The organism is Aquabacterium sp. (assembly GCF_014378415.1).
In the GTDB taxonomy this organism is placed as follows: domain Bacteria; phylum Pseudomonadota; class Gammaproteobacteria; order Burkholderiales; family Burkholderiaceae_C; genus Aquabacterium.
Map to the genome: position 1 here is coordinate 15,355 of NZ_JACMNS010000161.1, position 16,981 is coordinate 32,335.

Consider the following 16,981-nt stretch of genomic DNA (forward strand, 5'->3'; position numbering starts at 1 on the left):
CTAGTCACTTGTCAAAGAACGTGTGCAAGACAGGTTGCTGCCATTTGTGCTTGCATCCCGCTGAAAGCCTCAGGGGCTGGTACTTCGGCGTGCCCGCGCCCGCGCCAACGCCGCTTCAATTGCCGATCGCTTGTCGTCCAGTTGGGCAGGGTCGGTCAGGCGCGATTCTTCAGCCAGGTTCGCCAGCTTGCGTTCGGCCTTGGCCTGCAGCCGGGCGTCGCTGTCCTGCTTGGCTTGTTCAACCCGCAATTGGTGAAACTCGTAGCGGCCTTGGGCTTGACGGGCCAGCGGGGCACTCCAGGCGGCCCAACCGGTCGGTTCTGGCGGCCCATCGGTGACCGGCACCAGCGAGATGCAGTCCACCGGGCAAGCGGGGATGCACAACTCGCAACCCGTGCACAAGTCTTCGATCACCGTGTGCATTTGCTTGGCGGCGCCGATGATGCAATCCACCGGGCAGGCCTTGATGCACAAGGTGCAGCCAATGCACCAAGCCTCGTCGATCACGGCCAGAAAGCGAGGGCCTTCCACGCCATGCTCAACGCTCAGGGGCAGGGCGGGCAGGCCGGTGGCTTGGGCCAGGCGTTGGATGCCTTCCTCGCCACCCGGCGGGCATTGGTTGATGCCCGCCTCGCCTGCCACGATGGCCTGCGCGTAGCTCGCACAATCGGGAAAGCCGCAGCGCGTGCATTGCGTCTGCGGCAAAAGGGCATTGATCTGGGCAGCGTCCAACATGGCGCCGCAGTCTACGTCATGCCGCTTTTCTAACCTTGGCCGACTTGTTGTTGGCCGCGATGAAGTCGCGGATTTCCGGGTAGACCATCTCGCGCCAGCGGCGACCGGCAAAGATGCCGTAGTGACCGGCACCTTCCACAGTGTAGTGCTTCTGGCGCGATGCCGGGATACCCGAGCACAGATCGTGGGCCGCCTCGGTCTGGCCGGCGCCGGAGATGTCGTCCAACTCGCCTTCCACCGTCAGCAAGGCGGTGGTCTTGATGTCGGCGGGCTTGACCAGTTCGGGCACGCCTTTGAGGTTGCGCACTTCCCAGGTGCCGTTGACCAGCGAGAACTCCTGGAACACGATGCGGATCGTGTCCAGGTAATACTCGGCGGGCATGTCCAGCACGGCGTTGTACTCGTCGTAGAACACGCGGTGGGCTTCGGCGCTGTCGTCGTCGCCGCGCAACAGGTCCAGGAAGTAGTCGTAATGCGACTCGCGGTGGCGGTCGGGGTTCATGGCCACAAACCCGGTGTGCTGCAAAAAGCCCGGGTAGACGCGGCGGGTGGCGCCAGGGTAGTTGGTCGGCACGCGGTAAATCACGTTCGATTCAAACCACTCGAAGCTTTTGTTCATGGCCAGGTTGTTGACGGCCGTGGGCGATTTGCGCGCGTCAATCGGGCCGCCCATCATGGTCATGGTCAGTGGCGTTTGCTCACCGCGGCTGGCCATCAGGGAGACGGCGGCCAACACCGGCACCGTCGGCTGGCACACGGAAATCACGTGGACATCAGGACCCAATGCGCGGATGAACTCCTGCACGTAGTTGACGTAGTCGTCCAGGTGGAAGGCGCCTTCATCGACATGCACCATTCGGGCATCGACCCAGTCAGTGACGTAGACCTTGTGATCCTGCAACAGGGTTTTGACGGTGTCGCGCAGCAAGGTGGAATGGTGACCTGACAGTGGTGCGACCACCAGCACGGAGGGCTGATCGCGCATGGTGCCCAGCAGCTTGGCGTTGTCGGTGAAGCGCTTGAAGCGCAACAGGCGGCAAAAAGGCTTGGCCAACACCACTTGCTCCTGGATCACCACATCGGTGCCATCCACCGTGACCTTGTTGATGCCGAACTCGGGCTTTTCGTATTCCTTGGTAAGGCGGTGCACCAAATCAAAGCCTGCCGACACCCGCTGTGCCTGGGGCACCTGGGCAAACGCCGACAAGGGGTTGCTGTAAAGCTTGGACGCCGCGCTGGCGAACTCGGAGAACGGGCTGATCCAGGCGCGGTTGGTTTCGTAGATTTGATAGAGCATGGGGCGACCTCTGTTGTGCAGTTCAAGCCTGTGTATCGCTGCCTAAAAAAACGCACCTTTTGGGCGCATTGTGCAGTGCAGCATAGACGACTTTGATCATCTTTGCACCGAGTTGGCTGACCCAAGAAGCACAACAAGTGCACGTCCACCCCGCAATTCCGGGGGTGGTGTCCCCCTTGATGAGGGATGACTAAAAAAATCGGCGTGCTAGATTTGCTTACACACTAGGGAGAACCCTTCATGACCGGCCAATTTGCGCCCGCCTCATTCCTGCCTTTTAAAAAGAAAGCCCTGCATACCTGCTCGGCGCTGTTGCTGGCCGCTCTGGGTGTTCTGCCCACCACCAGCCATGCCGGTTTTTTTGACGACTTGGCCAATTTGTTCGGTGGCGGGGGCGGTACGACCACTCCGGGGGGCGGCACCACGGCACCCGGACAGGCCGTCATCCCCGCTGATGCTTACCTCAAGGGCACTTTCGGCGCGGTGGCCAGCTGGCCGCTGATCCCGATCCACGTGGTGCTGCTGCCCGATGGGCGGGTCATGAGCTATGGCACCGATGCCCAGGGCGTGCAGACCGCGCAGTTCAACTATGACATCTGGGACCCCAGCAAAGGCACCGGCACAGCCTCGCACCTGATGCTGCCCAACACCACGGGCACGGACCTCTTTTGCAATGCCCAGATCGTCGTGCCGTCCAGCGGCGCGGTGCTGCTGACCGGGGGCGACCGCACGATCAATGGCGTGCGCAACTATTCGGCGGACGACGTCGATTTCTTCGACTACCGCTACAACGCCATGTCGGCCTCGCCCGATCGCATGAGCGCGCTGCGTTGGTATCCCAGCGTGGTGACCCTGGCCAATGGCAAGATCCTGGTGCTGGGCGGACGGGCTGATCCCAACACCCCCGCGCCGACCCCGGATTTGTATTCCGAGGCAGAAGGCTGGCGCACGCTGCCGGGCGCCACCAGTGACGACGCGTATGGCATCCGCAATTGGAGCTACCCCCGGGCCTGGCAGGCGCCCAATGGCAAGGTCTTCGTGGCCACCATTTGGGGCGGCACTTATTACGTCGATCCGACCGGGGCTGGCTCGCTGGCCGCGACCCCGCTCAAACTGACCGAAGGCGATGTTTACCTGCCCAGCGTGATGTACGCACCGGGCAAGATCCTCGCTTTCCGCAAGCTCAACAAGGCCGTCATCATCGACATCAACGGCGCCACGCCCACGGCCACCACGGTCAAAAGCGTGGGTCAGGATCGCTACCATGGCTCGGCCACGGTGCTGCCCAATGGGCAAGTGTTCGTCAATGGCGGCTCGATGGTGACCAACGTGGCCAATGGCGTGGCCTACCAGGCCAAGCTGTGGAACCCGACCACCAAGGCCTGGACGGTGGCCGCCACAGCTAAAAAGATGCGCCTCTACCACTCGGTCTCTTTGCTATTGCCCGATGCCACGGTGTTGACGGCAGGCGGGGGGGCCCCCGGCCCGGCCACCAACCTGAATGCCGAGATCTACACGCCGCCCTATTTGTACAAGGCCGACAGCTCGCTGGCGGTGCGCCCGGTCATCCAGTCGGCGCCCACCGCGACCACCTGGGGTGCCAGCATCGCGGCCACCACCGACGTGACGGGCATCAGCCGCGTTACCCTGGTCAAAACAGGGTCAGCCACTCACACGGTGGACTTTGACCAGCGCTTCATGGACTTGGGCTTCACCGCCGCCGGCACCAACCTGACCATCCGGGTGCCCGCGTCGGCCAATGTCGCGCCGCCCGGCTACTACATGCTGTTTGTGTTCAATTCGGCCGGCGTGCCTTCGGTGGCCAAGATCATCAAGCTGGGCTGATCCAGGTTTCATCCGCGCATAAAAAAAGGGGGCTTGAAAAAGCCCCCTTGCTCATGCACTTGCTTCAAGTGGTGGCTTACAGCACCGCCTTGATTGCCTCGGCCACGGCCTTGATGTTGCCTTTGTTCAGCGCGGCCACGCAGATGCGGCCCGAGTCCACACCATAGATGCCGAACTCCGAGCGCAGGCGCTGCATTTGCGTCGCGTTCAGGCCCGAGTAGCTGAACATGCCCTTCTGGCGGGTGATGAAGCTCAGGTCGTCGGTCACGCCAGCAGCCTTCAGTTCACTGACCAATGCTGTGCGCATCAACTTGATGCGGTCGCGCATGGTGGCCAGCTCTTCTTCCCACAGGGTGCGCAGGGCAGGCGTGGTCAGCACCAGGGCCACCACTTGCGCGCCGTGCGTAGGCGGGTTGGAGTAATTGGTGCGGATCACGCGCTTGAGCTGGCTCAACACGCGGGCGGCTTCTTCGCTTGATTCGCTGACGATGCTCAGGGCGCCGACGCGCTCGCCATACAGCGAGAAGCTCTTGGAGAAGCTGGTCGACACGAAGATGTTCAGGTCGGCGTCCAGGAACTTGATGACCACCTTGCCGTCCTCGGCGATGCCATGGCCAAAGCCTTGGTAGGCCATGTCCAGGAAGGGCACCAGGCCGCGTTCTTTCACGACGCCAATGATCTGCGCCCACTGGGAATCGTCCAGGTCGTAGCCGGTCGGGTTGTGGCAGCAGGCGTGCAGCACGATGATGGTGCCGGCGGCGGCAGCCTTCAAGGTGGACAGCAGGCCGTCGAAGTTGACGCCCTTGTTGGCGGCGTCGTAGTAAGGGTAGGTGCCCACTTTGAACCCGGCGCTCTCGAACAGGGCGCGGTGGTTTTCCCAGCTGGGGTCAGAGATCAAAACCTGCGCATCGGGGTTCAGGCGCTTGAGGAAATCGGCGCCCAGCTTCAGGCCGCCCGTGCCGCCAATGGCTTGCGCGGTGGAAATGCGGCCAGCCTTGACGGCGGCGTGCTCGGCGCCAAACACCAGCGCTTGCACGGCCTTGTCGTAGGCGGCGATGCCTTCGATGGGCAAGTAGCCACGCGCCTTGGGCGCTTCCTGCATTTGCTGCTCGGCGGTGGCCACGCATTTCAGCAGGGGCAGCTTGCCCTGGTCGTCGGTGTACACGCCCACGCCCAGGTTCACCTTGGCGGGATTGGGGTCGGCGTTGAATTGTTCGTTCAGGCCTAGGATCGGATCCCGGGGGGCCATTTCAACGGTGGCGAATAACGAGGCCATGCAAGCAGTCCTTGATCGGTTGGGATAAGCTGAAACCAGTTAACCCTTTATTTTATCGACCCGCGCCTCTCATGTCAGATCCGATTGATATTTCTCTTGCCGCCCAGGTGCCCAAAGAGGGCGCCGACGCTGAGTCAGCGGGCCAATTCGTGAGTTTTCCGGACTCGCCTTTCCAACTTTATCAACCCTACCCCCCAGCGGGGGATCAGCCCACAGCCATCGATCTGCTGTGCGAAGGCGTGCAAGACGGCCTGGCCTACCAGACCCTGCTGGGCGTGACCGGATCGGGCAAAACCTTCACCATGGCCAATGTGATCGCCCGGCAGGGGCGCCCCGCCATCGTGTTCGCGCCCAACAAAACCCTGGCGGCGCAGCTGTATTCAGAGTTCCGCGAGTTCTTCCCCAACAACGCGGTCGAGTACTTCGTCAGCTACTACGACTACTACCAGCCCGAAGCCTACGTGCCGCAGCGCGACCTTTTCATCGAGAAGGACAGCGCCATCAACGAGGCCATCGAGCAGATGCGCCTGAGCGCCACCAAGAGCCTGCTTGAACGGCGCGACGTGGTCATCGTGGCCAGCGTGTCGGCCATTTACGGCATCGGCAGGCCCGAGGACTACATGCAGATGGTGCTGATGGCGCGCGTGGGCGACAAGGTCGGTCAGCGGGACGTGATTGCCCAGCTGATCCGCATGCAGTACAAGCGCAATGATGCTGACTTCTCACGCGGTACCTTCCGTGTGCGTGGCGACACCATCGACGTTTTCCCGGCCGAGCACTCCGAGCTGGCCGTGCGGCTGGAGTTGTTCGACGACGAGATCGACTCCATCCAGTTGTTCGATCCGCTCACCGGCCGCGTGCGCCAGAAGATCCCGCGCTTCACCATCTACCCCAGCAGCCACTACGTGACGCCGCGTGAGCGCGTTCTGGTCGCCATCGAGGCCATCAAGCACGAGTTGAATGGCCGGGTGAAAGAGCTGGTCGGCATGGGCAAGCTGGTCGAGGCGCAACGCGTCGAGCAGCGCACCAAGTTCGATCTGGAAATGCTGCAAGAGATTGGCCACTGCAAGGGCATCGAGAACTACTCGCGCCATTTGTCGGGCGCCAATCCGGGTGATCCTCCGCCCACTTTGGTCGACTACCTGCCGCGCGATGCGCTGATGTTCCTGGACGAGAGCCACGTGATGATTGGCCAGCTCAGCGCCATGTACAACGGAGACCGCTCGCGCAAGACCACGCTGGTCGAGTACGGCTTTCGCCTGCCATCGGCCCTGGACAACCGGCCCTTGAAGATGGAAGAGTTCGAGACCAAGATGCGCCAAGTGGTGTTCGTGTCGGCCACGCCCGCTGCGTATGAAGCTGCTCACACGGGCCAGGTGGTGGAGCAGGTGGTGCGGCCCACCGGCCTGGTCGATCCGATGGTGGAGGTGCGCCCCGCCGTGCACCAGGTCGACGATGTGCTGCAAGAGATCCGCATCCGCGTCGAGAAAAACGAGCGTGTGCTGATCACCACCTTGACCAAACGCATGTCAGAGCAGCTCACAGACTACCTGGCCGACAACGGCGTGAAGGTGCGCTACCTGCACTCCGACATCGACACCGTCGAGCGGGTTGAAATCTTGCGCGATCTGCGCCTGGGCACCTTCGATGTGCTGGTCGGCATCAACCTGTTGCGCGAAGGTCTGGACATCCCCGAGGTGTCGCTGGTGGCGATCCTCGATGCCGACAAGGAGGGTTTCCTGCGCTCAGAGCGCAGCCTGATCCAGACCATAGGCCGGGCGGCGCGCAACCAGAATGGCCACGCCATTTTGTACGCCGACAAAATCACCGAATCCATGCGCAAGGCCATGGGCGAAACCGAGCGGCGGCGCCACAAGCAGATCGAGCACAATGAGCTGAACGGCATCACGCCCAAGACCGTCAAAAAGAAGGTCAAGGACATGATCGACGGCGTGATGTCCAACGCGGCCAAGGACGACTTGCGGGCCGCCGAAGCCCTGACGGCCTCCATGGCCGATGCGCCCGCCTTGAATGAAAAAGACCTGGGCAAGCGCATCAAGCAACTGGAAAAGCAGATGCTGGAACACGCGCGCAACCTGGAGTTCGAAAAAGCGGCGCGTCTGAGAGACCAGTTGAGCCTGCTGAAAGAACAAGCCTTTGGCGCCGTGGTCAGCGATCACATTGTGCCGATTCAGGCCGGTCGGCAACTGTAGTTCCAGGGGTCAGCGGCGGCTCCAGCTCGGTGCGGTCGCGCCCGTTGGATTTGGCGCGGTACAAGGCCTGATCGGCCCGCTCAAGCACCTGCTCGATGGTGTCCTGCGTGCTCCAGGTGGCGATGCCGCAAGAAAAGCGCGCGCGCAGATCCGCCGCGCCCTGACTCATCTGCGCTGAGCGAAGCTTGTCGCGCAAGCGTGTCATGGCGATCTGGGCCTGGTTGGCCGCTTCCGTTTCGGGCATCAGCACCAGGAACTCTTCACCACCCCAACGCCCGATCACATCGGTTTCACGCAACACCGCGCTGCCTTGAAAAGCGAAGTTCACCAGCACCTCGTCGCCCACTGGGTGGCCATGGGTGTCGTTGATGTTTTTGAAGTGATCCAGGTCGATCAGGGCCACCGAGAAGTGGTGCCCGTTCAGCAGCGCTCGCTGCACTTCCGCTTCAAGGCGTTCCTGCATGTGGGCCCGGTTGTACAGGCCGGTCAAGCCATCGTGGATCGTGATGCGGCGCAGCGCTTTGGCGGCCGCCGCCAATGATCTCTTCTCATGAAAAGCGCGTTCGCGCATCAACCCGAAGCTGCGCGATTGAACCGTCATCAACACCAGCACAAAGCAGGAGGCCAGTATTTTCAAGGCCTCGGCGCGGGGATCCACATCGCTCAAGCCCAGCACCGTCATGGCGCTCCAGGCGATGACCAGCATCGCGGTGGTCAGCCCACCCGTCCACGCGGCCACCTTGGGCCGCAGGCTCAAAAAGCCAAACACCTGGATCAGGCACAGCGTCTGAAACGCGACCGAGCGCACCACGGGCGCCACCGCGTAACCGATGATCATGGCGCCACTGGCCCACAAGATCTGAGGCGCCACCAGCCCAGGGTCGGACCAGGTGCGGGTGAGGCCGCTGCGCACCAGTGGGTAGAAAACGCACAGCGCTACGCTGATGTAGCCCACGAAGAAATGCGCGGTCGCCTCCGACATCAATTGCCGAGGCACAGCGTAGGCCAGCAGCACGGCAATCCAGCACCCGTAGATCACCATGGATACCAAACACAGGCCCAGCCGCGCCTGCATGCGCCGATCCTTGCCAACGACCAGGTCGGACAACCATCGGCCGATCATGCGCTGGCCGCCATGACCTGATCGCGCCCGCCATGCTTGGCCTGGTACAGCGCCCGGTCGGCGCGCTCCAGCGTCGAGTTCACGTTCAGGTCGTCACCGTGTTCACACGCTCCGGCAGACAGGGTCACGCACAAGCCCGCAGCATGCTGCCCCCAGTCGTGTTCGCTGACGGCGCGGCGAACCGCTTCCAGGGTGTCCATGGCCGCTGGCAGCAGCGTTTCAGGCATCAGCAGCAAAAACTCCTCGCCGCCCCAGCGGGCCAGGGCATGCGTCGGGCCGATGGCGCCCTGGGCCAGGCGCGACACCTCGCGCAGCACCACATCACCAACGGCATGACCATGCTGGTCGTTCACGCGTTTGAAAAAATCGATGTCCAGGATTGCCACGCAAAAGGGGCGACGGCAACGGTGATTGCGCCGCACCTCCTCGTCCAGCAAGGTCTGAAAATGGCGCCGGTTGAACAACTGCGTCAGCCCATCGCGGATCGACAGCGCATTCAATTGCGCCACCGTGCGCTCCAGCTCCAGCTGTTGCTGTTTGCGGTGCTGGTTGACCCCTTGCCCAATCTGCGTGACCACCAACAGAACGCACAGCGTGACGCTGGCCATGGCCACGTTGACGAACTCGGCGCCCATGTCGATGGACGATGGCGAGCACTGCAGGATGAGCAACACGGTGCCGATCAGCATCGCGTAAGCGCTGGCCGCCGCCAGCCGCACCTGCACCTTGCTCATCCTCCGCATGTCGTACAAGATCGTGAGGCACAGCCATTGCAAAGCCAGCCCCCGCGCCATCGGGATCAGGGCATAGGCCAGCATCACCATGCTCGCGTTGAACAACACCCGTTGAAACGCCAGCGAAGAATCCTGGGCCAGGGCGGTGCTCATGCCGCTGCGCACCAGCCCATAAAACGTGCCGATGCCCACCACGTTGTAGCCAATCACCACGGCGGACTGCCAAGGCTGCACAAACCCCATGCTGGCGCAGGCCACCAGCAGCATCGCGATGAACGCATAGCTGGGCAAGGTCAGCGCCAGCCGCCGCACGCCGTCATGCACAGGCCCGAGCGGGCCCATGATCACTCGCGCTAGCGCGGATCTTGGGGGGGCATCAAATGAAACGGGCGGTGCGTATAACATTAGCGTGGTTAGTCGGAGCCCCACGGCCCCTTGGTGGCATATCGGCCGTTTTGCGCGCACATTGAGCATCCCGCCGTGAGCAAGGGGCATCAAAGAGGGCGACAATCCCAACTTGTTGACTGCATTGTTCGCTCACTGTGTCCCTTGAGAATGCCTCTTTAGATGCCCTGCCCAGCGGCCCCAAGCTGCGTGTTTTGATGGTCTGCATGGGCAACATCTGCCGTTCGCCCACCGCCGAAGCCGTGCTGCGCCACAAGCTGGCCCAGACCGGCCTGGACGCCTTGGTCGAGGTTGATTCCGCCGGCACGATCGGCTCGCACGTGGGCAGTCCGCCCGACGACCGCAGTCAAGCGCATGCCCTGCGCCGGGGCTACAAGCTCAAACACCTGCGGGCCCGCAAGGTTCAGCAAAGTGATTTCCACCAGTTCGACCTGATCCTGGCCATGGACTGGGACAACCTGGCGGCGCTGCAAAAAAACTGCCCCGGCTTGGAAGCTCAAAGCAAGCTGCGCCGCCTGACCGAGTTCATCCCTGCGCGCTCGCCACTGTTGGGCCGCGAGGTGGTGGGCGACCCCTATTACGGCGGCCCCGACGGCTTCGAGGCGGTACTCGACCTGGTCGAATCAGCCTGTGAAGGCCTGGTCGATCACCTCCACCAAAGGCTGCGCGCCATGGCAGTTCGGCCATAGGCAAAGGCGATCACTGTCATTGGCAAAAACTCAGGGATTTCCCTGGCCTTTGGTTGACTAAATTAGTAGGTTTCTCTATGATTGATTTAATCACTCGGGATTGACGACGCCCCGGGCCAGCCGGTTATCCCCGGTCGGTGCCGTTTCTGGTTTACCCTGGTTAGGACTGAGGCGTCTAGATTCTGACCACAAGGAGAAGAGCCATGCGTTTGACCACCAAAGGGCGTTTTGCCGTCACCGCCATGATCGATCTCGCCCTGCGCGAGCACACCGGGCCTGTCGCCCTGGCCGCGATCAGCCAGCGTCAGCAAATTTCACTGTCCTACCTTGAGCAACTGTTCGGCAAGCTGCGCCGCCACGAACTGGTGGAAAGCACCCGTGGCCCTGGTGGCGGTTATTCGCTGGGCCGCAAGGCCGAGGACATCACTGTGGCTGACATCATCGTCGCGGTCGATGAGCCCATTGACGCCACCGGTTGTGGCGGCAAAGAGAACTGCATGGGCTCCGAAGACGGTGGCCGTTGCATGACCCACGATTTGTGGACCAGCCTGAACAACAAGATGATCGAGTACCTCGATTCCATCAGCCTGCGTAAATTGGTCGAAGACCAGTTGGCCAAAGGCGTGTCGATCGAAGCCCAGCCCATCAAGCGGGCCATCTCGACGCAACCGGTGGTCAAACCGATCAAGATCACTGCCCCCAATTCGGTGTTCGCACTGGGGGCCGCGCTCGCCAAGTAAGCCGCCGCGCGATAATCGCAGGCTTTTCTGATGTAACTGCCAGCCCCGGCCTGTGACAAGCAGGCCTGTGGGCGGCACAGCTGAGTTTTCAAGAGTCCCCACTATGGACATGACCCCACACTTCCCGATTTACATGGATTACGGCTCCACCACCCCGGTGGACCCGCGCGTGGTGGATGCCATGATCCCCTGGCTGCGTGAGCGCTTTGGCAACCCTGCCTCGCGCACCCACGCTTATGGCTGGGACGCTGAAGAAGCCGTTGAAAACGCCCGCAAGCAGGTCGCCGATCTGATCGGTGCCGACCCGCGCGAAATCGTGTGGACATCCGGCGCGACCGAGTCCATCAACCTGGCCATCAAGGGCGCGGCCAATTTCTACCAAAGCCGCGGCAAACACATCATCACGGTCAAGACTGAGCACAAAGCCGTGCTCGACACCTTCCGCGAGCTGGAGCGCCAGGGCTTCGAGGCCACCTACCTCGATGTTGAAGAGAACGGCCTGCTCGATTTCGAGAAGTTCAAGGCCGCCATCCGCCCCGACACGATCCTGGCTGCGGTCATGTTCGTGAACAACGAGATCGGCGTCATCCAGGACATCACCGCTTTGGGCAATCTGTGCCGCGAAAAGGGCGTGATCTTCCACGTCGATGCCGCGCAAGCCACCGGCAAGGTCGACATCGACATGGCCACGCTGCCGGTTGATTTGCTGAGCCTGGCTTCGCACAAAACTTACGGCCCCAAGGGCATCGGCGCGCTGTACGTGCGCCGCAAGCCGCGCGTGCGCCTGGAAGCGCAAATGCACGGGGGAGGTCACGAGCGCGGCATGCGTTCGGGCACCTTGCCCACGCACCAGATCGTTGGCATGGGCGAAGCCTTCCGCATCGCCAAAGAAGAGATGTGCATTGAATGCCCACGCATCCTGGCCTTGCAGCAGCGCTTGCTCAAGGGCCTGCAAGACATCGAGCAGATCTTCATCAATGGCGATGCAGCACAACGCGTGCCGCACAACCTGAACATCTCCTTCAACTACGTTGAGGGCGAGTCTCTGATCATGGGCATCAAGGGCATTGCCGTGTCCTCGGGCTCGGCCTGCACGTCTGCCAGCCTGGAACCCAGCTATGTGCTGCGCGCCCTGGGCCGCAGTGACGAGTTGGCGCACAGCTCGCTGCGCATGACCATCGGCCGTTTCACGACCGAAGAAGAAATCGATTACGCCGTGTCGACCTTGAAAGAACGCGTGGCCAAGCTGCGCGAGTTGTCACCCTTGTGGGACATGTTCAAAGACGGCATTGACATCAGCACTATTCAATGGGCCGCGCACTGACTTCCCGTCAACGCGCTACGCTCATTTCGTTCTTGGAGTAACACCATGGCATACAGCGACAAGGTCATTGACCACTACGAAAACCCCCGCAACGTGGGCGCCTTTGAAAAAGGCAACGACTCCGTGGGCACCGGCATGGTCGGCGCTCCGGCTTGCGGCGACGTGATGAAATTGCAGATCAAGGTCAACCCGCAAACCGGCGTGATCGAAGACGCGCGCTTCAAAACCTACGGTTGCGGTTCGGCCATCGCGTCCAGCTCGCTGGTCACCGAGTGGGTGCGCGGCAAGACACTCGACGAAGCCCTCAGCATCAAGAACACCCACATCGCTGAAGAGCTGGCCTTGCCCCCGGTCAAGATCCACTGCTCGATCCTGGCCGAAGACGCCATCAAGGCGGCCGTGAACGACTACAAGGCCCGACATGCAGCCTGACCAAGCCACCGCCAGCACCGCCTCTTCCGGCTCGTGCGCCAGCGGGCCCGGTAATGGGCCCTTGCCCGAGCTGGCCTCTGCTGTTCAGGCGGGTGCGCAAGGCATGTCGGTCTCGCTGACCGACGCGGCCGCCCGCCACATCAACCGCTACCTTGGCCGCCGCGGCAAGGGCGTGGGTGTGCGCCTGGGCGTCAAGACCACGGGATGCTCGGGCCTCGCCTACAAGATCGAGTTCGCCGACGAAGTGGCGCCCGAAGACATCGTCTTCGAGAACCAGGGCGTGAAGATTTTGGTCGACCCCAAAAGCCTGCCCTACATCGATGGCACCGAGCTTGATTTCGCCCGAGAAGGCCTGAACGAAGGCTTCAAGTTCAACAACCCGAAAGAGCGGGACCGTTGCGGTTGCGGCGAATCCTTCCGCGTCTGACATGCCATTTGCCTTGGCCGCCAACCCCACCACGTGGTGGGGTTTTGCTTTGTGACCTGAGCTCATCGCGATGAACCTGGACGCCGACGACTTCACCTTGCTGGGCCTGCCCAGATCCTTCGCGCTGGACCGCGCCACGCTTGATGCGCACTGGAAGGCCTTGCAGGCCAAGGTGCACCCCGATCGTTTCGCGGCAGAAGGTGGTACCGCGCAACGCGTGGCCATGCAATGGGCGGTGCGCGTCAATGAGGCCCACCAGCGCCTGAAAGACCCGCTCAAGCGTGCTGCCTACCTGTGCGAGTTGGCCGGTGTGTCGGTGCAAAGCGAGCGCAACACGGCGATGCCGTCGGACTTCCTGATTCAGCAGATGGAGTGGCGCGAAGCCCTGGAAGACGCTGGCTCGGCAGGCGATGTGCAATTGCTGGAGGCCGAGGTCTTGGGCCAACGCCAAGCGCGGCTGGCCAAAATCACCCACTTGCTGGACGCCCAGTCCAACCCCCAGCAAGCCGCACTTGAAGTGCGCGCCCTGATGTTCATCGATCGCTTGAGCGATGAGATCAACCACCGACTAGAACGATACGAAGACGGCCTCTGAGCCCTCGCTTGAGACCCTACCCCATGGCTTTGCTGCAAATCTCCGAACCCGGGCAATCGCCCAACCCTCACCAGCGCCGCATCGCGGTGGGCATTGACCTGGGCACCACGCACTCTTTGGTCGCCTCGGTGCGCAGTGGCGTGGCCGAATGCCTGCCCGATGAGCAAGGCCGCGTCATCCTGCCTTCGGCCGTGCGCTACCTGCTCGATGCGCAAGGCAAGACGCGCCGCGCGATTGGCTTCGACGCGCTGGCCCAGCAGGCCGAGGACCCGCAGAACACCATCGTGTCGGTCAAGCGATTCATGGGCCGGCAGTTGGCCGATCTGGCCGATGCCAAGAGCCTGCCTTACCAGTTTGAAGACCAGCCCGGCATGGTCGGCGTGGTCACTGTGGCGGGTGTGAAGTCGCCCGTCGAGGTGTCGGCCGAGATCCTGGCCACCTTGCGCCAGCGTGCCGAAGACACGTTCAACGATGACCTGTTTGGCGCCGTCATCACCGTGCCTGCCTACTTTGACGATGCCCAACGCCAGGCCACCAAAGATGCGGCGCAGATGGCCGGCCTGAACGTGCTGCGCTTGCTGAACGAGCCCACGGCCGCCGCCATCGCCTATGGCCTGGACAACCGCTCCGAGGGCCTCTACGCCATCTACGACCTGGGCGGCGGCACCTTTGACATCTCGCTGCTGCAGCTCAGCCGGGGCGTGTTCGAGGTCGTGGCCACCGGGGGAGACTCCGCCTTGGGAGGGGATGACATCGACCATGCCCTGGCCGAAGCCGCTTTGCAGGAAGCGCAGATGGAAGCCGTCACGCCGCAGGACAAGCGCGCCGTGCTGGTCGCCGCGAGGGCGATCAAGGAGAAGCTGTCCACCGATGGCCACGCGCATTTGTCCTGCAAGTTGTCGGGCGGCATGCTGTCGGTCAGCATCACCCGCGAGCGCCTGCAAGAGTTGTCCAAGCCTTTGATCGACCGCACCTTGGTCGCAGTCAAACGCGTGCTGCGCGATGCCAAGGTCAAGCCCGATGAAGTCAATGGCGTGGTCATGGTGGGTGGCTCCACCCGCATGCCGGCCGTGCGCGTTGCGGTGGGCGCCTTCTTTGGCCAAACGCCCTTGACCGACCTGAACCCCGATGAGGTCGTGGCACTGGGCGCCGGCATCCAGGCCAACCAGCTGGCGGGCAACAACGACAAGGGCGACCACCTCTTGCTGGACGTGCTGCCGTTGTCGCTTGGGTTGGAGACCATGGGTGGCCTGGTCGAGCGCATCATTCCGCGCAACACGCCCATCCCGTGCGCGCTGGCGCAAGACTTCACCACCTTTAAGGATGGGCAAACGGCTTTGGCCGTGCACGTGCTGCAAGGCGAGCGCGAGCAGGTCGAGCATTGCCGCTCGCTGGCGCGCTTTGAGCTGCGCGGCATCCCGCCCATGGTGGCGGGCGCTGCACGGATCCGCGTCACCTTCCAGGTCGATGCCGATGGTTTGCTCAGCGTCATGGCACGCGAGCAGCTGTCGGGCGTCGAAGCCTCGGTGGTCGTCAAGCCCAGCTATGGCTTGAGCGACGACCAGGTGGCCCACATGCTGCGCGAAGGCTTCACCACGGCCGAGGCCGACATGAAAGACCGCTCATTGCGAGAAGCCCGCGTCGACGCCGAGCGCATGCTGGAGGCCACGCGCACCGCCTTGGCCGCCGATGGCGACCTGCTCAGCTTGGATCAACGCGCCGAAATCGATGCCCTGATGGGCAAGGTTGGCCAACGCTGCGATTGGGGCGACGTGGGCGCGCTTGAAGCTGCCACCAAGGCCCTGGCCCAGGGCACCGAAGGCTTCGCAGCCGAACGCATGAACCGCGGCATCCGCCAGGCATTGGCCGGCCGCACTATCGACCAAGTTTGATTTGACGCCGACCACGCCATGTCCATCATCAAGATCCTGCCCCACGCCGATTTGTGCCCACAAGGCGCCAGCATCACTGTTGCCCCCGGCACCTCCGTCTGCGAAGCCCTGCTCGAGAACAACATCGCCATCGAGCACGCCTGCGACATGAGCGCGGCCTGCACCACCTGCCATGTCATCGTGCGCGAGGGCTTCAACAGCCTGAACGAGATGGACGAGACTGAAGAAGACTTGCTGGACCGCGCCTGGGGCCTGGAGCCCAACTCGCGCCTGAGTTGCCAGGCCATCGTCGCCGGCAAAGACTTGGTCATCGACATCCCCAAGTACACGATTAATCACGCGCGCGAGAACCACTGACGTGTCCCGCCAAATCTTTCTTGACACCGAAACCACCGGCCTGAGCCCGGAGTCGGGTGACCGCATCATCGAAATCGGCTGTGTGGAGATGGTCAACCGCCGCCTCACGGGTCGGCATCTGCACTTTTACCTGAATCCGCAGCGCCCCAGTCACGAAGACGCCGTTCGCATCCACGGGCTGACCGACGAGTTCTTGGCAGACAAGCCCTTGTTCGCGGCCGTGGTCGACGAGTTCCTGGACTACGTGGCCGGCTCCGAGCTCATCATTCACAACGCCAGTTTCGACATAGGCTTCCTGAACGCCGAGTTGCGCCGCGTGAGCAAGGGCGTGATGGCCGACCACATCGACGGCGTGCTCGACACGCTGGTGATGGCGCGTGAGATGTTCCCGGGCAAGTCCAATTCGCTGGATGCCTTGTGCAAACGGCTTGAGGTTGACAACACCCACCGGACCTTGCACGGCGCCTTGATGGACGCCGAGTTGCTGGCCACCGTCTACATCAACATGACGCGAGGGCAGGATGCGCTGTTGATTGACGCGGGGGGTGACGAAGAGGGCAGCCAGGCGGCATTGGACGCAGCGGCGGTGGATTTGAGCCAGTTCGAGCTGCGGGTGATCCAGCCCAGCTCCGCCGAGGCCGAGGCCTTTGACAAGTCGCTGGCCGACATCGACAAAGCCAGTGGCGGCAAGGCCATTTGGAAGGCGCTGGAAGCCGTGCTATAATTTTGCTCTTCGCCAGTAACCCAGGCGAAGCCGAAATGACCAATTTCGGGCGGTTAGCTCAGTGGTAGAGCACTGCCTTCACACGGCAGGGGTCGCAAGTTCGAAACTTGCACCGCCCACCAGGAAAATCAAGCACTTAGCCTCGCGGCCAGGTGCTTTTTTCTTGCCCGTAC

Annotated in this window: 16 protein-coding genes and 1 tRNA gene; 12 read left to right on the plus strand and 5 right to left on the minus strand. The window is 62.5% G+C overall.

Features of this window, described 5'->3' with window-relative positions; all coding sequences use genetic code 11:
* Positions 1–69: 69 nt before the first annotated feature.
* Together rsxB and phaZ are read right to left on the minus strand one after the other, a co-directional pair.
* Entirely contained in the window at positions 70–735 is a 666-nt protein-coding gene (rsxB, locus tag H7225_RS14495) for an electron transport complex subunit RsxB (RefSeq protein WP_290663031.1), read from the minus strand.
* A 16-nt stretch (positions 736–751) separates the two neighbouring features.
* Complete coding sequence (gene phaZ / locus H7225_RS14500; RefSeq protein WP_290663033.1) at positions 752–2,032, minus strand: polyhydroxyalkanoate depolymerase; 1,281 nt, start codon at positions 2,030–2,032, stop codon at positions 752–754.
* Positions 2,033–2,272: 240 nt separating this feature from the next.
* Between phaZ and H7225_RS14505 the strand changes: the two genes are divergently transcribed.
* Entirely contained in the window at positions 2,273–3,877 is a 1,605-nt protein-coding gene (locus H7225_RS14505; RefSeq protein ID WP_290663035.1) for a glyoxal oxidase, read from the plus strand.
* 76 nt (positions 3,878–3,953) lie between these two features.
* Here H7225_RS14505 and H7225_RS14510 read toward each other — a convergent pair whose 3' ends face one another.
* Positions 3,954–5,153 carry an amino acid aminotransferase gene (locus tag H7225_RS14510; protein WP_290663037.1) on the minus strand — a complete coding sequence of 400 codons (1,200 nt, stop codon included), beginning with the start codon at positions 5,151–5,153 and terminating at the stop codon, positions 3,954–3,956.
* A gap of 71 nt (positions 5,154–5,224) precedes the next feature.
* Between H7225_RS14510 and uvrB the strand changes: the two genes are divergently transcribed.
* Positions 5,225–7,366: an excinuclease ABC subunit UvrB gene (gene uvrB / locus H7225_RS14515; protein WP_290663039.1), complete on the plus strand. Its 2,142-nt coding sequence runs from the start codon at positions 5,225–5,227 to the stop codon at positions 7,364–7,366.
* On the opposite strand, the gene H7225_RS14520 is transcribed toward uvrB, so the two are convergent.
* Positions 7,323–8,489: a GGDEF domain-containing protein gene (locus H7225_RS14520; RefSeq protein WP_290663041.1), complete on the minus strand. Its 1,167-nt coding sequence runs from the start codon at positions 8,487–8,489 to the stop codon at positions 7,323–7,325. The genes uvrB and H7225_RS14520 overlap by 44 nt on opposite strands.
* The gene (locus tag H7225_RS14525) at positions 8,486–9,565 is read right to left on the minus strand and encodes a GGDEF domain-containing protein (RefSeq protein WP_290663043.1); all 1,080 of its coding nucleotides are present in this window, start codon (positions 9,563–9,565) and stop codon (positions 8,486–8,488) included. The genes H7225_RS14520 and H7225_RS14525 overlap by 4 nt, the downstream gene beginning before the upstream one ends.
* A 260-nt stretch (positions 9,566–9,825) precedes the next feature.
* Between H7225_RS14525 and H7225_RS14530 the strand changes: the two genes are divergently transcribed.
* The 10 genes from H7225_RS14530 to H7225_RS14575 all read left to right on the plus strand — a co-directional run bounded on the left by H7225_RS14530 (position 9,826) and on the right by H7225_RS14575 (position 16,930).
* Positions 9,826–10,317: a low molecular weight protein-tyrosine-phosphatase gene (locus H7225_RS14530; protein WP_290663063.1), complete on the plus strand. Its 492-nt coding sequence runs from the start codon at positions 9,826–9,828 to the stop codon at positions 10,315–10,317.
* Positions 10,318–10,520: 203 nt separating this feature from the next.
* On the plus strand, positions 10,521–11,057 hold the full coding sequence (iscR, locus tag H7225_RS14535) for a Fe-S cluster assembly transcriptional regulator IscR (RefSeq protein ID WP_290663045.1): 537 nt from the start codon (positions 10,521–10,523) through the stop codon (positions 11,055–11,057).
* Positions 11,058–11,160: 103 nt separating this feature from the next.
* Positions 11,161–12,381 carry an IscS subfamily cysteine desulfurase gene (locus H7225_RS14540; RefSeq protein WP_290663047.1) on the plus strand — a complete coding sequence of 407 codons (1,221 nt, stop codon included), beginning with the start codon at positions 11,161–11,163 and terminating at the stop codon, positions 12,379–12,381.
* Between the two features lie 45 nt (positions 12,382–12,426).
* A complete protein-coding gene (gene iscU, locus H7225_RS14545; RefSeq protein WP_290663049.1) occupies positions 12,427–12,813 on the plus strand; it encodes a Fe-S cluster assembly scaffold IscU in 387 nt (128 codons plus the stop codon).
* 103 nt (positions 12,814–12,916) lie between these two features.
* A complete protein-coding gene (iscA, locus tag H7225_RS14550; protein ID WP_290663065.1) occupies positions 12,917–13,240 on the plus strand; it encodes an iron-sulfur cluster assembly protein IscA in 324 nt (107 codons plus the stop codon).
* A gap of 70 nt (positions 13,241–13,310) precedes the next feature.
* A complete protein-coding gene (gene hscB, locus H7225_RS14555; protein WP_290663051.1) occupies positions 13,311–13,835 on the plus strand; it encodes a Fe-S protein assembly co-chaperone HscB in 525 nt (174 codons plus the stop codon).
* A gap of 23 nt (positions 13,836–13,858) precedes the next feature.
* Entirely contained in the window at positions 13,859–15,727 is a 1,869-nt protein-coding gene (hscA, locus tag H7225_RS14560) for a Fe-S protein assembly chaperone HscA (protein WP_290663053.1), read from the plus strand.
* 18 nt (positions 15,728–15,745) lie between these two features.
* Positions 15,746–16,084 carry an ISC system 2Fe-2S type ferredoxin gene (gene fdx / locus H7225_RS14565; protein ID WP_290663055.1) on the plus strand — a complete coding sequence of 113 codons (339 nt, stop codon included), beginning with the start codon at positions 15,746–15,748 and terminating at the stop codon, positions 16,082–16,084.
* 1 nt (position 16,085) lies between these two features.
* Entirely contained in the window at positions 16,086–16,808 is a 723-nt protein-coding gene (gene dnaQ, locus H7225_RS14570; RefSeq protein WP_290663057.1) for a DNA polymerase III subunit epsilon, read from the plus strand.
* Positions 16,809–16,855: 47 nt separating this feature from the next.
* Positions 16,856–16,930 (plus strand) — tRNA-Val (locus H7225_RS14575).
* Positions 16,931–16,981 lie beyond the last annotated feature (51 nt).

Excerpts from the sequence above, each read along its gene's own strand:
- rsxB (WP_290663031.1), bottom strand. The coding sequence starts at position 735 with ATGTTGGACGCTGCCCAGATCAATGCCCTTTTGCCGCAGACGCAATGC.
- phaZ (WP_290663033.1), bottom strand. The coding sequence starts at position 2,032 with ATGCTCTATCAAATCTACGAAACCAACCGCGCCTGGATCAGCCCGTTC.
- H7225_RS14505 (WP_290663035.1), top strand. The coding sequence starts at position 2,273 with ATGACCGGCCAATTTGCGCCCGCCTCATTCCTGCCTTTTAAAAAGAAA.
- H7225_RS14510 (WP_290663037.1), bottom strand. The coding sequence starts at position 5,153 with ATGGCCTCGTTATTCGCCACCGTTGAAATGGCCCCCCGGGATCCGATC.
- uvrB (WP_290663039.1), top strand. The coding sequence starts at position 5,225 with ATGTCAGATCCGATTGATATTTCTCTTGCCGCCCAGGTGCCCAAAGAG.
- H7225_RS14520 (WP_290663041.1), bottom strand. The coding sequence starts at position 8,489 with ATGATCGGCCGATGGTTGTCCGACCTGGTCGTTGGCAAGGATCGGCGC.
- H7225_RS14525 (WP_290663043.1), bottom strand. The coding sequence starts at position 9,565 with ATGGGCCCGCTCGGGCCTGTGCATGACGGCGTGCGGCGGCTGGCGCTG.
- H7225_RS14530 (WP_290663063.1), top strand. The coding sequence starts at position 9,826 with ATGGTCTGCATGGGCAACATCTGCCGTTCGCCCACCGCCGAAGCCGTG.
- iscR (WP_290663045.1), top strand. The coding sequence starts at position 10,521 with ATGCGTTTGACCACCAAAGGGCGTTTTGCCGTCACCGCCATGATCGAT.
- H7225_RS14540 (WP_290663047.1), top strand. The coding sequence starts at position 11,161 with ATGGACATGACCCCACACTTCCCGATTTACATGGATTACGGCTCCACC.
- iscU (WP_290663049.1), top strand. The coding sequence starts at position 12,427 with ATGGCATACAGCGACAAGGTCATTGACCACTACGAAAACCCCCGCAAC.
- iscA (WP_290663065.1), top strand. The coding sequence starts at position 12,917 with ATGTCGGTCTCGCTGACCGACGCGGCCGCCCGCCACATCAACCGCTAC.
- hscB (WP_290663051.1), top strand. The coding sequence starts at position 13,311 with ATGAACCTGGACGCCGACGACTTCACCTTGCTGGGCCTGCCCAGATCC.
- hscA (WP_290663053.1), top strand. The coding sequence starts at position 13,859 with ATGGCTTTGCTGCAAATCTCCGAACCCGGGCAATCGCCCAACCCTCAC.
- fdx (WP_290663055.1), top strand. The coding sequence starts at position 15,746 with ATGTCCATCATCAAGATCCTGCCCCACGCCGATTTGTGCCCACAAGGC.